We start from the raw sequence: 16,308 nt of genomic DNA, 5'->3' as shown, positions 1-16,308 counted from the left end.
GTCATTTATTTAATTACGCAACAAATATAGGCTATATATCCGAATATAACAAAACTTTTTGGATATATTTTCTATTAAAAATATTCTATTTATATGCAACGATTTGATTTAAAGAGGTTTAGGCTTGATAGAAAACTTACTCAAAAGGAGTTGGCAGAGATATTAATGTGTAAACAAAACTATATTTCAAATATAGAAAACGGAATAAAACCTATTTCAAAAGAGAAATTGGATATATTGCAGTCTAAATTCGGTGATATTTCAAAATATTATTCGGATATATCACCAAAACAAAATACGGTATTAAAAGAAGTCACTCCCGAAGATTTCATGTTTGCTGGTGCTGACGCTTTTTCAAGACAAGTCGTAAAGATGATGAATGACAAGCTGATTGCACCTTATGGAATGTTAGTAGAAAAAGATAAGGAAATAGAACGGTTGAATAGATTGATAGGCAGATTGCAAAACGAAATAGAGGAACTTAAAAAGGGAAGTGCCCAAACGGAGAATCCTGTCGAATGTGCCAATGCCGTATAGTGTTTGGTTTAAAGCAAAGGAAGTATTGATATGGAAAAGTATTATAGAATGGTTATAGACCTCTACAAAGAAGTCCTTTTAATTAACCGGGTAAACCCTGATAGGGTATTAGATGCGCAAAGGGAAATATCCAACGCTATTACTACGGCTATAATAACCAATGAGCCTACAGGTGAATTGGAGTTGCTAAAATCCGATATAGAGAACTTGAAGAGCCATATATCGCAATGAATACCGTTATAAGCAAGCAAATAATGGAAAGGTTCTATAGTGCGCTGGATGCCATTATAGCCATGAAGAAAATAAGAGGAGTAAATACATACTGTAGGCTCAACAACATAGATAGAAGAAATTTTATTGCGCAAAGAAAAGACTTGGAGCGTGGATGGTTTCAATTATCTTGGTTGTATCCTATGGTTAAGGAGTATGGGGTAAGTGCCAAATGGCTGCTTACTGGATTTGGAAGAATGTTTGAAGAACAAAAATAGCCCCATGCAAACATTATTAGTCTGCATGGGGCTATTTCTTACAAATATTCCATATCACAAATTAGCAAGCCATTTCTTGCCAGATTTTGTTCTTAGCCAAATCATAAATGCACCCGTCACAACTATTCCAACGGTAAAGATAGCTCCTAACATTTCCATATCTATTATTTTAAAATTGTATTTCCTACTTTAGCAAGCATTATAGTCCAAACACTCCCTGCTGTCAAAACATACCAGTTTATACCAGCTTCCACATTGGCATATATCGGAGTTATTCCACCAAGAACCAAACCCGCAAATGTGAGTTGCGCCAAGTTAAAAAAGAATCCAGCAAGTTTTTCACGCCTCACTTTATCTTTCTCCTTGACTTCTTTCTTAGCTTCTTGTTGTACGCTCCAATTACCCATATAAACTACTATTTTCTACAAAGGTACAAAATCCCCGCTTATTTGGAAACAAAAACCTATATATTTTTGATACGTCATTATAAATATAACACTGCAAGACTATTTTTATAACAAATAATACACTATATTTGCTGCTGAATTAAAATATCACTAAATAGCATTGGCTATTGTTGTAGGGATTAAGAAAACGACCAAATTTCAGAAACAGCCCTCAGACAATTTGCTAATGCCTGCGCTTTGCGTGGGCATTACTCTTGTATGGGCTGTTAGGTGCTTGGTCGTACCTCTTAATCCTCGGAGTAATCCCACGCTTTCGTGTGTATTACAGTAGCTTGCTAAGTACAACTGTTAAATACACACTTATGAAAACTTTGCTAATGCTTTGCCTGATAGCTTTGATAACAGGATGTAATAGCGACACTCCGCAACGTAAAGCTGAGAAACTAATAAATAGGTATTTGGAGAATAATTTAAAAGACCCTGATAGTTATGAGTGTATGGATATGGGGAAAATAGGAATAGTCACACCTATGTCTAAAGCATTAGTGGAAACCGTTAAAAGAGCAACGGATGGAGAGTTCCCAACAGATAGCATTAACTCAAAATTAGAACAAATCAAAGCTATGTTTGAAAACAAGGGTATAAATCCATACGATACTTTAGCTTGGGAGATTTCCCATAGATATAGAGCCAAAAACTCCTATGGGGGATATGCAATTACTAATTGCACTTATCATTTCAACAAAGATATATCGGACATAATTAGCGTAGAAACAAAATAGAATCTACCAAAGTAAAATTACGGCACTTCCATAAGTGCCTTTTTTTGTTCTTCCCCCACACCCCTATTTCATATATTTACTCTTAATTAACTATATAATATTATATATAGTATATATATTATCCTTTGTAACTTGCGTAAAATTTTGCCTAAGCAAAAATAGGCTTGTAAATTACTGAACTATAACGGCTTACAAATTTTGCTTAGGCAAACGCAAAAAGGCTATATTTTTGCTTAGGCAAAATAACGCTTGTAATACTCTGTATTTCAATTATTTGCAAATTTTGCTTAGGCAAAACGCTATTTTTAGGCTTAAAAACAACTATTTTACTGACTATCAGTGTATTATAATTTTTGCTTAGGCAAAATCATTTTGCTTAGGCAATTTGCTTAGGCAAAATTTGTAACTATCTGATTATCAAAGACAATACAGATTTAGAGGATAGATAAACACCTATTAAAATTTTGCCTAAGCAAAAATAGGCTTGTAAATTGCTGAACTATAACGGCTTACAAATTTTGCTTAGGCAAAACACGCTTATTTTTGGGTATATACTTCTTTTCTGTTACATCATCCAAAGATAGCTTGACATAATCCAATACCTTACGATTGGCAGCATCTATGCTGTCCCATGATTTCGCAATATAAATATCCGTCACCCTCATATTTTCGTCCACGTGGTTAAGGGCTGTGTGAACGGTGTACTTATCTACTCCGGCTTCATTGCTTGCAATGGTTGCCCATGTATGGCGTGCTGCGTAAAATTCCAAATCATCTATCCCCAAATCATCACCAATCTTTTTCAAGCCCTTGTTAATTGCAGCCGTAAAGCTATCCACGCTTGAATACAACTTGTAGAAATTAAAGACCCTTTGCCCGGTCTGGTCTTTATATTTTTTCATAAGGGCTTTTAGCTCCGGCTCTATCCTCACAGACATTTCCGCTTTGTCGGCTCTCCGATTCTTGGTTTTTGTCCGTTGGTATATAATCCGTCCTTTCTTCAAATCCGTACAAGTGTACAAATCTACCGCATTCATTCCAATTAGGCAGAAGCTCAAAAGAAAGACATCCTTTGCGAGATTGTACCTGTTTGTCCCCGGTTGCATAATCAAAGAATAAGGCAACTCCGAAAATTTACGAAGTAAATCCGTAGAAATAGCCCTTTTCCTTGTAACTGGAACTTTGGGAATTTCCACCCTCTTAAAAGGAGAATAGGGAATGCGTATCAGCCCGGCATCCTCATCGTTAAACTCTTTCTTTGCCCGGTTGTGTATGGCTCTTAGCTGGGATATATATAGGCTCTGTGCCCTTTCTCCGTGATTGGCTTCGGGGTTGGAACGTGCCGGATTCTCCTTTATCCACTTTATCCAATCATTGATAAACTTAACCGTGATTTCTTTTATGCTCACGCTATCCCTGCCAACAAAGCGTACAAGGTTATTAATGGCTACTTGGTAAGAAAGCGCATTGCCTGTATGCCCGGTTTCCTTTAAGTGCAATATGTATTGACGGGCATAAGCCACTATATCCAAATCGAAGTGTTCCCCATTGTCGTTAGTGATTGCATCTACCACCTGCTCAACGGTCATGGATTTAAGCCGTTCCCCCATGCGGTCACAAATGGAACGGTATTTCTTTATCATATCATCGGTGGCATCTATGTACTTTTGGTTTTTCAGCTTGAAAGTCGTGCGTGTCAAATCATCCTTTGTCACGTAGTAAGTGGTCGGGATGTACTTTTTCCTCTTTTGGTGTATAACCCTTATCTTTATATTATATGTGCCGTCAGCCCTCTTTTGGTGAGCGTACACCTCTGCTTTGAATGTAGCCATAATCTTTGTAGAACTATAGTAGAACTTTTGTCCGCAAATATACCTCTTTTTTGCTGTAAATGCTGTAAAAAAGAAGTCCACCCCGTAATGGAATGGACTTGAAAAGTAGCTCCGAGGGGAATCGAACCCCTATCTAAAATTTAGGAAATTCTTGTTCTATCCGTTGAACTACAGAGCCTTATGTAATAGTTATCGTTATAACTTCCTTTTCTTATTTACTATAAATCTAAATTTTACTACCTTTGCCCTTGTTTGGAAGAACATACGTTTAGGAAACTTCTATTCTATCCGTTGAACTACAGAGCCTTTTTGCATACATTCTGCATATAGCAATAGAATGTGGGCACAAAGATAATGTATTCTGCTGATTTTCCGAAAAAAGTTTTGTTAATCCGATTAACTTTACGAAATTTGTCCGTCAACAAAATAACAATGTAACTTTTCTAATATAATATATAGTAATTCGTAAGTTATGGCAAACGACATGATGGTCAAAGAACTGGAGCAGGTGGTAGTCCGCTTCTCCGGAGACTCCGGCGACGGTATGCAGCTCGCCGGCAACATCTTTTCAACAGTTTCGGCTACGGTAGGTAATGACATCAGCACATTCCCTGACTATCCGGCAGACATCCGCGCCCCGCAAGGCTCGCTGACAGGTGTATCCGGTTTTCAAGTACATATCGGTGCGAACAAAGTCTATACCCCCGGTGACAAATGCGATGTACTGGTAGCAATGAATGCCGCTGCATTGAAAACCCAATATAAGTTTGCCAAATCTACCGCATGTATCATTATCGATACGGATGCATTCCAAAAGTCGGATTTGGAAAAAGCGGCTTTCAAGACAGATGATCCCATCGAGGAAATGGGCATCAAACAGGATGTCATTGCCGCTCCTATCTCCAAAATGGTGAAGGACTGCCTTGCCGACACAGGTATGGATAACAAATCCATGCTGAAGTGCCGTAATATGTTTGCAGTGGGACTGGTATGCTGGCTCTTCAACCGCGACCTGACAATAGCCGAAGACTTCATCCGTGAGAAATTCGCCAAGAAGCCCGAAATTGCGGAAGCCAATATCAAGGTTATCCGCGCCGGATACGACTACGGACATAATACCCACGCATCCGTTGCCCACACTTACAAGATAGAAAGTAAGGTAAAGACCCCCGGACGCTATATGGACATTACGGGTAACAAAGCCACAGCCTACGGTTTCATCGCCGCTGCCGAGAAGGCCGGCTTGAAGCTGTATTTGGGTTCTTACCCCATCACTCCCGCCACCGATGTGCTGCACGAACTCTCCAAACACAAGTCACTCGGTGTTATGACCGTACAGTGCGAAGACGAGATTTCCGGTTGCGCCTCTGCTGTCGGAGCATCCTTTGCCGGAGCATTGGCGGTTACTTCCACTTCCGGACCGGGTATCTGTCTGAAATCGGAAGCCATGAACTTGGCTGTTATCATGGAGTTACCGTTGGTAGTACTCGACGTACAGCGTGGCGGTCCTGCAACAGGCCTGCCCACCAAGTCCGAACAAACCGACCTGCTGCAAGTACTCTTCGGACGCAACGGCGAAAGCCCCATGCCTGTACTTGCCGCCACCTCACCGACAGATTGCTTTGAATGTGCCTATATGGCATCCAAAATAGCTTTGGAGCACATGACTCCCGTCGTATTACTTACAGACGCTTTCGTTGCCAACGGATCGGCGGCATGGAAACTGCCCAAACTTGCCGACTACCCCGTTATCGTTCCACCTTATGTACGTTCCGAAATGCAGGGCTCATGGACACCCTACCAACGTGACGAAAAGACCGGCAGCCGCTATTGGGCCATCCCCGGAACAGAGGGTTTCACTCATATCCTCGGCGGACTGGAAAAGGACAATAAGACAGGCGCCATCTCCACCGACCCGGAAAACCACGACTTGATGACGCGCCTGCGTGCCGAGAAGATTGCCAAAATCGAAATACCCGACGTAGATATAGAAGGCGATAAGAACGATGCCAACCTGTTGATTGTCGGTTTCGGCGGTACTTACGGCCACTTGCACGCTGCGATGGACGAACTTCGTGCAACCGGTAAGAAGGTAGCTCTCGCTCACTTCAAGTTCATCAACCCGCTGCCCAAGAATACGGCGGAGGTGATGAAACGTTACAAGAAAGTAGTGGTGGCAGAACAGAACATGGGACAGTTTGCCGGATACCTGCGTATGAAAGTAGACGGATTCGTTCCCTATCAGTTCAACCAAGTGAAAGGCCAGCCTTTCTTGGTAAACGAGTTAGTACAAGCATTTGAGGAGATTATCAAAAACTAAAAACGAAAAGAACTATGTGCGAATATACAGCAAAAGACTTCAAGAAAGGGCAACCCCGCTGGTGTCCGGGTTGCGGTGACCACTTTTTCCTCGCATCTCTGCATAAGGCTATGGCCGAAATCGGCGTACCGCCTCATCAGACAGCGGTAATTTCAGGTATCGGTTGCTCCAGCCGTCTGCCCCACTATATGAATACGTATGGTATGAACACCATCCACGGGCGCGCCGCAGCCATCGCCACCGGTTGTAAGGTAACCAATCCGGAACTCGCCGTATGGCAAGTGAGCGGAGACGGTGACGGACTTGCCATCGGTGGTAACCACTTCATCCATGCCAACCGTCGTAACATCAACCTGAACATGATTCTGCTGAACAACCGCATCTACGGTTTGACGAAAGGGCAATACTCCCCAACGTCTCCCCGCGGCTTCGTCAGCAAGTCATCCCCTTACGGTACGGTAGAAGACCCATTCCAACCGGCAGAACTCTGCTTCGGTGCACGCGGTCACTTTTTTGCACGTGCCGTAGCCACGGATGCAGCCAGAACAATAGAGGTTCTGAAAGCCGCCTACAATCATAAAGGCACAAGTGTCTGCGAAATTCTCCAGAACTGTGTTATCTTCAATAACGGTACGCACGACTCAGTTGCCAAGAAAGAAGACCGTGCCAAGAACGCCATCTATCTGGAACACGGCAAGCCCATGCTCTTCGGCGAGAACAACGAATACGGACTGATGCAGGAAGGTTTCGGACTGAAAGTGGTGAAACTCGGTGAAAACGGTATTACGGAAAAGGACATCCTTATTCACGACGCTCATTGCGAGGACAACACCCTGCAACTGAAACTCGCCCTGATGGAAGGTCCCGACTTCCCGATCGCCCTCGGTGTAATCCGCGATGTGGAAGCCCCGACTTATGACGATGCCGTACATGCGCAAATCGAAGAAGTATCCGCCAAGAAGAAATACCACAACTTCGAAGAGCTGCTTATGACAAATGATACCTGGGAAGTGAAATAACCTTTCACCGAACAAAAAATCTGTTTAGACTTACTCCCCTTCACCCGCCACATCCCTTTATTCAAGAAGGATAGCGGGTGAAGGGGATTTTTTTCGCTCTATTTGAATTTAAAGACCCGGCAATATCACCGTTCTAAAGGCACAGACTGAATATCAATATACTTCATTTCAAATGTAGCGAGCAAGCACCGCAACTGTGGAATTGCAACACACCACTGTGGATTTTTTCCACAACATTCCACACCACGCACACATATATTACAAGTATTTATAAAAAATAAAGAACTGAATATCATATATATAAACTATCATCCGCATCCTACCTACCGTTTTTGGCATACTGATTGCCCCATAATATCTGCAAAAATTCCAACGGATTTAATTATACAAGGCAATAATCATTGTAGAAATATGAAGTTTATTAAGAAAGAATGGGGCGAGGCTTCTTATAGGAAGTTGCATCTTCAAAAGGGATTAGGTATTATGGGTATGGTATTGGCGTTCCTTTTCGCAGAAAATATCTATGCGCAAGACTCCCAGACAATTAAAGGTATGGTAAGAGATGTGACAGGCGAACCGCTTATCGGAGCCAGCGTCATAGAAAAAGGCACTAACAACGGTGTTATTACAGATGTGGACGGAAACTTCACCTTGAAAGTTCCCGCCGATGCAACACTCTCCATTGCCTATATGGGCTATGCCACCCGTGAAATCAAATTGGCAAGACGCAAGAAACAAGGCGATTTACGAGTGACACTGAGAGAGGACTCGCAACAACTGAAAGAAGTGGTCGTTACAGCTATGGGTATCAAAAAAGATACCAAACGGTTGGGCTACGCCGTCAGCACTATCGAATCGGACGAAATAGTAAAGGCGGGAGCGACCAATTTTGCATCTGCCATGTACGGCAAAGCGCCGGGCATCCGCATCACGCAGACACAGGGCGGTTCGGCCGGCGCGGTATCTATCAACGTACGCGGACTGACCTCCATCACAGGAAACAACCAACCGCTTATTATTCTGGACGGCGTGCCCATCCGTAACGGCGGAACAGGTAAAAGCACCGACTTTGCCGAGTTCGGCAACGACGGACAGATACGCTCCAACGGCCTGGTGGATATCAATCCGGAAGATATTGAAAGTATAAGCGTGCTGAAAGGCGCTTCGGCTACGGCGCTTTATGGTTCGGAAGCCGCAAACGGCGCAGTGGTTATCACCAGCAAGCGTGCTAAAAGCGGCAAACTGACGGTGGATTTCACAGCGCAGGTTACCGCCAACCTGCCCGCCTATCTGCCGAAAGTACAGACACTGTACGGCCCGGGACGCTACAACACCGACTATAGCGATTACGAAAAACAGACAGGAGGTTTCTACCAGCGCACCATGAACGGTGAAAATTACAAAAGCTTGTATAACACCACCATGTCCTTCGGCCCGAAATACGATGGAAGCGACGTACTGTACTGGGACGGCAAGGTTCGTCCTTACCTGCCGGCTACGGACAATCCGTGGAAAGAGTTGTTCCGCACGGGATGGAACCAGACGTACAACCTCGCCATTTCACAAGGAACGGAAACAAGCAGCAACCGTTTCTCCTATACCTTTATGGACGAAATACCGAATTCGCTGACAGGCAGCTTCACGAAGCACAACTTCAAACTGACGGGGTCCTACAAACTGGCCAAGCCCTTGACACTGGAATACTCGCTGAACTACATCATACAGGATGTGAAAGACCGCCCTCAAACCTCTTTGAACCTGTACGGCAGCTTCGGCAATATGTTCTCGTCTTTCATGGATATTCCTTATCTGAAGCAGAGTTATGTCACCAGCCTGGGCTATCGCAACACATATGCCATAGGCGGTGACGCCACACTCACTCCGGATGAGTCATGGGCATACGACCCCGGATATCTGAGCGGCGTATCGAATATGCTTTGGAATATGTATCATCACCACAGCGAGGAAACGGAAAACCGTCTCATCGGTATGATACGTCCCACCTGGCAGATAACCAATTGGTTGAGCCTTCGCGCACAACTCTCTACGGACATAACGGATACCAAGCAGACCTTGGAATATGAAACGGAGCGTCCCAACTCTTTATACGACCCCAGCGGCAGTTTCCAAAATATCAACCGCCGCTACGACATCGTGTACGGTGATGTAATGCTGAACTTCAACTACAACATCCGCCGCTTCGACATCGCCGCCACATTGGGTTGGACGGGGCGTTACGAAAACATGAACAACATGCGTGTTTCCACCAACGGCGGTCTGGTTACGGAAAACTGGTTCGACCTTAATGCCAGCCGCTACACCGCCAGCAGCACATTGCAGCGCATGGAACTGTTGAAAACAGGATATATGGGTACGCTAAGCCTGGGTTGGGACAACTACCTGTTCCTCGAACTGACGGGACGGCAGGAACGTTCGTCCACCCTGAAAGACCAAAGCTTCTTCTATCCATCCGCCAACCTCAGCTTCCTGTTCTCAAACGCTTTCCGCATGCCGGCATGGTGGAATCACGGTAAACTCCGTCTCTCATACGGTATCGTAGGTAATGCGCCGGAGACGTATGCCGCCAACATCATCTACGAGCAAGGTTCGGACAATGGCTTCACATGGAACTATGTGCCTTCTTCATGGGGTAACGCCAACATCCGCCCCGAAAAAAAGTATGAGTACGAAATAGGACTCGAAAGCAAGTTCTTCAACAACCGTCTGGGTTTCGACGTATCGTACTACAACAACCGTGTGAAAGACCAGATACTTTCCACTCCCCAACCGTCTTCTTCGGGCGTGAAGTACGTACTGATGAATGTGGGAGAAGTAGCCAATGAGGGCTGGGACATCTCCGTTAGCGCCACTCCGATACTGACCAAAGATTTCCGCTGGGACCTGACAGCCAACTACGGTATCTATCGTAATAAGGTCGTGAAACTCGCCGAAGGCGTGCCGTACCTCGAAATATCCAATATAGGCGGTGGCGGAGCCAAGATACAGGCCGTAGAGGGACGTCCGATGGGCGACATCTACGTGCAAGTGCCGCAGGTGAACGAGAACGGCGATTATCTGATATCGGACAAAGGCCTGTACCTGAACCAGACAGACCTGCAAAGAGTGGGTAACATCAATCCCGACGGTGTAGGCGGCTTGTTCAGTTCATTCTCCTACAAAAACATATTCCTGGATTTCAGCATCGACTTCCGCATAGGCGGCGATGTCATCAACGAGATGTACCAGTACTCCACTGCATCGGGTCTGACACCGGAATCGCTGCAATACCGCGATACGGAACATGGCGGTTTATCTTACTACTATCCGGGTAACAACAATGCCAGCGGCGTACCTGTACAGGTAGACCCTTCATTGGGTGCAGGCCCTAACGGAGAGGTTATTTACCACGACGGTGTTATTCTGCCGGGCGTAGTGGCTTCTACCGGCGAGAAGAACACCCGCATCATCCCTGCCGGATACTACTACAACCAGACATACAACTGGGGTACTCAACCCGAGCAATATACGTACCGTCACTCGGTATTCGACAATACATACGTAAAGCTGCGCGAATTGACCATCGGCTACCAATTCCCGGAGAAACTGATCTCCAAACTGGGCATGACACGACTGAGTGTCTCGGTATTCGGCCGTAACCTGTTCTACTTCTACAAAGCGCTGAAGAATTACGATGCAGAATCTTCCGTAGGGACATCCTGGGCAAGCCAGGCGGTAGTGGGCGGTTCCACTACGGCAACACGTAATTTCGGTATCTCGTTACGGGCAAGTTTTTAGGAAATAGAGAAATGAATATTAAGAATTGAGAGTTAATGACAATGGGTATGAAAAAAATAAATATAGGAGCGTTCATTCTATCGGGAGCTATGCTGCTAGCTACTTCCGGTTGTACGGATGCTGACTTCGACAGCAAATATGAAGATCCTTCCAAGGTCAATCAAGTCACTATCAGCAATCTGATGGTGGGAGTTTTCCAGAAAGTGAAAGATTATGATGTCTATGAGTACGGACGGTTCTTCGGTTTCGACTCGCAGTTTGTAGGCAAGTATGCGCAGACATTCGGTTACAGTAACTCCGGCGGCATGTACAGTCCCGGATATACCCCCGCCATAGACGGGCAATGGGATAATCTGTACTCGGCACTGATGCAATACCGCAAGATGGAATCGCTGTACAATGAAGAGAATGACAACCAGAAAGCACAGGACGAAGCCTTTATGCTGGCAGGCAAAGTGCAACTGTACGACTTTTTTGCCGCAACGGTGGATATTTTCGGAGATATGCCTTTCTCCAAAGCGTGCACCCTGCCGCTGACTAATGATGTAAACGGCTCTTACGCTCCTTATGACAAAGCGGAAGATATTTATAAAACGATACTTGACGAGCTGAAAGAAATAGCCCCGCGTTTCCGTTCGGTAACTACACCGAAGAATTTCAGCACTCAGGACTTCATCAACCTGGGAGATATGAAAAAATGGGAACGCTATGCAAACTCCCTGCGCCTGCGCCTTGCCATGCGCGTAGCGGCACAGGGGGCTTTGCAGGCGGAAGGACGCGCAGCCATCAAAGAGATATTGGAGAATCCCGCCGACTATCCGTTGGTAGAAGAACAGGAAAACAATATCTTCATCATCAACCAAAAGTCCGGACAACTAAACTTCACCGCCGGCAGCGGATTGGGTGACTGGGTTACAAACCGCCTTGCTTCAGGCGCCATCATAGACCGCATGCTCGGTCACGGCAACTATGACATGACCGGCAGTGATCCGCTAAGCGGCGTTTACATCAAAGGCGAAGACGACCCCCGCATCCTGCTGAACTACAACCCCGTCACCATCACCAACCGTGAAACCGGAGAAGTGGACGAGCACCGCTATCTCGGCACAGACCTCACTGTGGCAGACGAACTGACGGAGTATTACAATTCTCAAGCGCAGGATGAAGTGAATACCGCCAACAAAGGCTTCTCACAGATTACCCAAAGGGGATTTTTCTGGGAAAACGATAAATTCGATATGCTGATAATGGCCTCACCCGAAATACACTTTCTGAAAGCGGAAGCTTATGCCATGGGGTATGGCGTGGCACAGGATATGGCAAAAGCGGAAGAAGAATTCAAGATGGCCGTCAGCCAATCCATCGCACTGTATTACTATTACGACTCAATAGGTTCCGGAGAAAATTGCCGCCGTTACGACGCTCCTACCGATGAAGAGATTGCGGACTTTGCCGACGCCAAATGGAACGACACGGCGTATACGGACAAATTAGACGCCATCATAACGCAGAAATGGCTGCACTTCGGTTTCCTTGTCAGCCGCGAAGCGTGGAGCGATATTCGCCGTACAGGCTATCCTTCGGGGCTGGTATTCCCGGAAGTTTCGGGTACTATTCCCAATGTGCCGAACCGCTGGAGATACCCAAGTACGGAAGTGAATTATAATCCGTACTATAAAGATATAGCGGCCAAGGATACCTATACGGAGAAACTGTTCTGGGCTAAATAAGGCGATACGGATTACAGCTTATCTCCGAAAGCCAGGTCTCCGGCATCACCCAATCCCGGAACGATATAAGAGTGTTCGTTCATATCCGGATCGATAGCGCCGCACCACAAAGAAACTTCATCCCCCGGGAATAGTCTTTGCAAATGGTCTACCCCCTGTTGGCTGGCAATCACACAGGCAATCTGCAATTTAGCAGGTGTGCCTTTGGTAAGGAAAGCCTTCCATGCAAGCTCCATGCTTTCTCCCGTAGCAAGCATCGGGTCAACCAGTAACAGCGTCTTGCCGGAAAGGTCGGGAGTGGCGATATACTCGATATGCACATCCACCGTACGGCACTCCTTATCCTTATAATAGCGGTAGGCCGAAACGAAAGCATTGCCCGCGCGGTCGAACACGTTCAAGAAGCCGGTATGCAAAGGAAGCCCCGCACGGAAGACGGTGGCAATCACCACATCATCATCGAAAGTGCTGACAGGAGCTATCCCCAGCGGCGTTTGCACTTGCTTTTCGGAGTAGGTAAGTTCCTTACTCATTTCATACGCCATGATTTCACCGATGCGTTCGATGTTCCGGCGGAAACGCATGCGGTCGGACTGCACTTGCACGTCGCGTATTTCCGCCACGTATTGATTCAAGACCGAGTTAGTCTCGGCAAAGTTGATAACTTTCATTAGTGTATTATCAGATTAATATGTATTGGTTATTCCGTATATTGATAGAATATAAATGCAAAGTAAACGATTTCCACTCAATTTGCAACATTCAGTTTGCAGATATTGTTACGGTTTTATAAAAGATTTCCTATTACAGAAAAATTTCTCTAATTGGATGTTTCTTTTAAAATAAAGTATTACTTTTGTAGTCGCAAAAACAAGGGTCTTACTGAAAAGTGCGGTTTTTCATAGATTCGCCCCCTTGCAATAAGGCTAAAAAGTACGAAAAGAGATTATAAACCAAATACCAATTTTAAAAATCTTAAAAGAAATGGCAAATTTAGATTTAAGCAAGTACGGTATCAAAGACGTGAAGGAAATCATCCACAACCCGTCTTATGATGTATTGTTCGCTGAAGAGACCAAACCGGGTCTGGAAGGCTTCGAAAAAGGTCAAGTAACTGAACTGGGTGCTGTGAACGTAATGACCGGTATCTATACCGGACGTTCTCCTAAAGATAAATTCTTTGTAATGAACGAAGCCAGCAAGGATTCTGTATGGTGGACTTCCGAAGAATACAAAAACGACAACAAGCCTTGCTCCGAAGAAGCATGGGCCGACCTGAAAGCTAAAGCTGTTAAGCAGTTGAGCGGCAAGCGTCTGTTCGTTGTCGATACTTTCTGTGGCGCTAACGAAGCTACCCGCATGAAAGTACGTTTCATCATGGAAGTAGCTTGGCAGGCTCACTTCGTAACTAACATGTTCATCCGCCCCACTGCTGAAGAGCTAGCTAACTACGGAGAACCCGATTTCGTATCATTCAACGCTTCCAAAGCAAAAGTTGACAACTACAAGGAACTGGGTCTGAACTCTGAAACAGCTACTGTATTCAACCTGAAGACTAACGAACAAGTTATCCTGAATACTTGGTACGGCGGTGAAATGAAGAAGGGTATGTTCTCTATCATGAACTACAAGAACCCGCTTCGCGGCATCGCTTCCATGCACTGCTCCGCCAACACCAACATGGAAGGTACCGATTCTGCTATCTTCTTCGGTCTGTCAGGTACAGGTAAGACTACTTTGTCTACCGACCCGAAACGTCTGTTGATTGGTGACGACGAACACGGATGGGATGACGAAGGTGTATTCAACTACGAAGGCGGTTGCTACGCTAAGGTTATCAACCTTGACAAAGAAAGCGAACCCGATATCTACAACGCTATCAAACGTGACGCTCTGTTGGAGAACGTAACTGTTGACGCTAACGGCAAGATTGACTTCGCTGATAAGAGCACAACCGAGAACACTCGTGTTTCTTATCCTATCTATCATATCAACAACATCGTGAAGCCGGTATCCAAAGGTCCTCACGCTCATCAGGTAATCTTCCTGTCAGCTGACGCCTTCGGTGTATTGCCTCCGGTATCTATCCTGAACCCGGAACAGGCTCAGTACTACTTCCTCTCCGGTTTCACTGCTAAGTTGGCCGGTACGGAACGCGGTATCACTGAACCGACTCCGACATTCTCTGCTTGCTTCGGTGCCGCTTTCTTGAGCTTGCATCCTACTAAATACGCAGAAGAGCTGGTTAAGAAGATGAATAAGGTAGGCGCTAAGGCTTACTTGGTTAACACCGGTTGGAACGGTAGCGGCAAGCGTATCTCCATCAAAGATACTCGCGGTATCATCGACGCTATCCTCGACGGTTCTATCGACAAGGCTCCGACAAAGGTTATTCCTTACTTCGACTTCGTTGTTCCGACAGAATTGCCGGGTGTTGATCCGAAGATTCTCGATCCTCGCGACACTTATGAATGTGCTTGCAAGTGGGAAGAAAAAGCAAAAGACTTGGCCGGACGTTTCATCAAGAACTTCGCTAAGTTCACTGGTAACGAAGCCGGTAAAGCTTTGGTTGCTGCTGGTCCGAAACTCTAATAGAACAGGATTACATATTTTTAAGGCGGCTTCCGTTTTCGGGAGCCGCTTTTTTTGTTAGATTTGCGAAGAAGCGAATTACTAATATAGCACAGAATATGAAGAGTTTAAAGTTAATGCTGTTAGGCGCAGGCCTATTGATGCTGTCCGGTTGCGGGCCGCAGGTACAAAGAGAGAGTGAAAGCACGGCTACGGAGAAAAGCGATTCGGAAGCGGTAATCGAAACGATTATGTCGCGCCGCAGCATCCGTAAGTACAAACCGGAAGCGGTGAACCGGGATACGATGAAAGTTATTTTGGATTGCGGCATCAACGCCCCCAACGGGCAGAACAAACAGTCTTGGGCGGTGCGCGTGGTGGACAACCCGGAATTCCTGAACGGAGTTAGCGAAATCTTCAAACAGAAGAACCCGAAAGCGGCTGAAGACCCCGACTTCAAGAATATGTTCCGCAATGCGCCTACGGTGGTATTCATCGGAAACGACACTTCGTACGACTGCTCACAAATAGACTGCGGCCTGCTGGGTGAAAACATGGTATTGGCCGCTTGGTCTATGGGAATAGGTTCCTGCTGTCTGGCAAGCCCCACGCGCTTTATGGCCGATACGCCCGAAGCCGCCGAGTACCTTAAAAGGCTGGAGCTTCCCGAAGGTTACAAATTGCTTTATTGCATCGCTTTCGGCTATCCGGACGAAGCGCCCGCCGCCAAGCCGAGAGATGCGGCTAAAGTGAAATACATAGACTGACCGTACGATAAAAGAGGAAGCTCGTAGGATAACGGATTATCCTATGACGAAAAAAGGAGC

The 16,308-nt window shown here is 45.6% G+C and carries 12 protein-coding genes and 1 tRNA gene; 9 read left to right on the top strand and 4 right to left on the bottom strand.

Annotated features, from left to right (window positions below; all coding sequences use genetic code 11):
- Positions 1-93: 93 nt before the first annotated feature.
- Positions 94-537, top strand: a complete 444-nt coding sequence (locus I2F54_RS01290) for a helix-turn-helix domain-containing protein (protein ID WP_044300339.1) — start codon at positions 94-96, stop codon at positions 535-537.
- Positions 538-830: 293 nt separating this feature from the next.
- Positions 831-1,025, top strand: coding sequence for a hypothetical protein (locus I2F54_RS01285; protein ID WP_225982644.1), 195 nt, complete (start codon positions 831-833; stop codon positions 1,023-1,025).
- Between the two features lie 164 nt (positions 1,026-1,189).
- Here the strand turns inward: I2F54_RS01285 and I2F54_RS01280 are convergent, their stop codons facing one another.
- Complete coding sequence (locus I2F54_RS01280; protein WP_005655492.1) at positions 1,190-1,432, bottom strand: hypothetical protein; 243 nt, start codon at positions 1,430-1,432, stop codon at positions 1,190-1,192.
- A 362-nt stretch (positions 1,433-1,794) separates the two neighbouring features.
- Here I2F54_RS01280 and I2F54_RS01275 point away from each other — a divergent pair, with 362 nt between their 5' ends.
- Positions 1,795-2,214, top strand: coding sequence for a hypothetical protein (locus tag I2F54_RS01275; RefSeq protein WP_008642475.1), 420 nt, complete (start codon positions 1,795-1,797; stop codon positions 2,212-2,214).
- Between the two features lie 509 nt (positions 2,215-2,723).
- On the opposite strand, the gene I2F54_RS01270 is transcribed toward I2F54_RS01275, so the two are convergent.
- Complete coding sequence (locus I2F54_RS01270) at positions 2,724-4,046, bottom strand: phage integrase SAM-like domain-containing protein (RefSeq protein ID WP_005650581.1); 1,323 nt, start codon at positions 4,044-4,046, stop codon at positions 2,724-2,726.
- Positions 4,047-4,152: 106 nt separating this feature from the next.
- Positions 4,153-4,224 (bottom strand) — tRNA-Arg (locus tag I2F54_RS01265).
- A 294-nt stretch (positions 4,225-4,518) separates the two neighbouring features.
- Between I2F54_RS01265 and I2F54_RS01260 the strand changes: the two genes are divergently transcribed.
- The 4 genes from I2F54_RS01260 to I2F54_RS01245 all read left to right on the top strand — a co-directional run bounded on the left by I2F54_RS01260 (position 4,519) and on the right by I2F54_RS01245 (position 12,910).
- Positions 4,519-6,366: a 2-oxoacid:acceptor oxidoreductase subunit alpha gene (locus I2F54_RS01260; protein WP_195500358.1), complete on the top strand. Its 1,848-nt coding sequence runs from the start codon at positions 4,519-4,521 to the stop codon at positions 6,364-6,366.
- 14 nt (positions 6,367-6,380) lie between these two features.
- Positions 6,381-7,385, top strand: coding sequence for a 2-oxoacid:ferredoxin oxidoreductase subunit beta (locus tag I2F54_RS01255; protein WP_195500357.1), 1,005 nt, complete (start codon positions 6,381-6,383; stop codon positions 7,383-7,385).
- A gap of 411 nt (positions 7,386-7,796) precedes the next feature.
- Positions 7,797-11,180 (top strand): SusC/RagA family TonB-linked outer membrane protein, encoded by a 3,384-nt coding sequence (locus I2F54_RS01250; RefSeq protein WP_195500356.1) that lies wholly within the window; start codon positions 7,797-7,799, stop codon positions 11,178-11,180.
- A 35-nt stretch (positions 11,181-11,215) separates the two neighbouring features.
- Complete coding sequence (locus tag I2F54_RS01245) at positions 11,216-12,910, top strand: SusD/RagB family nutrient-binding outer membrane lipoprotein (RefSeq protein WP_195500355.1); 1,695 nt, start codon at positions 11,216-11,218, stop codon at positions 12,908-12,910.
- A gap of 11 nt (positions 12,911-12,921) precedes the next feature.
- Here the strand turns inward: I2F54_RS01245 and upp are convergent, their stop codons facing one another.
- Positions 12,922-13,581 carry a uracil phosphoribosyltransferase gene (upp, locus tag I2F54_RS01240; protein ID WP_009122161.1) on the bottom strand — a complete coding sequence of 220 codons (660 nt, stop codon included), beginning with the start codon at positions 13,579-13,581 and terminating at the stop codon, positions 12,922-12,924.
- 313 nt (positions 13,582-13,894) lie between these two features.
- On the opposite strand from upp, the gene pckA reads away from it, so the two are divergent.
- Together pckA and I2F54_RS01230 are read left to right on the top strand one after the other, a co-directional pair.
- Positions 13,895-15,502: a phosphoenolpyruvate carboxykinase (ATP) gene (pckA, locus tag I2F54_RS01235; protein WP_087412117.1), complete on the top strand. Its 1,608-nt coding sequence runs from the start codon at positions 13,895-13,897 to the stop codon at positions 15,500-15,502.
- Between the two features lie 98 nt (positions 15,503-15,600).
- On the top strand, positions 15,601-16,248 hold the full coding sequence (locus I2F54_RS01230; RefSeq protein ID WP_087425406.1) for a nitroreductase family protein: 648 nt from the start codon (positions 15,601-15,603) through the stop codon (positions 16,246-16,248).
- Positions 16,249-16,308 lie beyond the last annotated feature (60 nt).

Source organism: Bacteroides clarus, assembly GCF_015555825.1.
Taxonomy (GTDB): domain Bacteria; phylum Bacteroidota; class Bacteroidia; order Bacteroidales; family Bacteroidaceae; genus Bacteroides; species Bacteroides clarus.
This window is presented reverse-complemented; position numbering and strand designations above follow the sequence as displayed.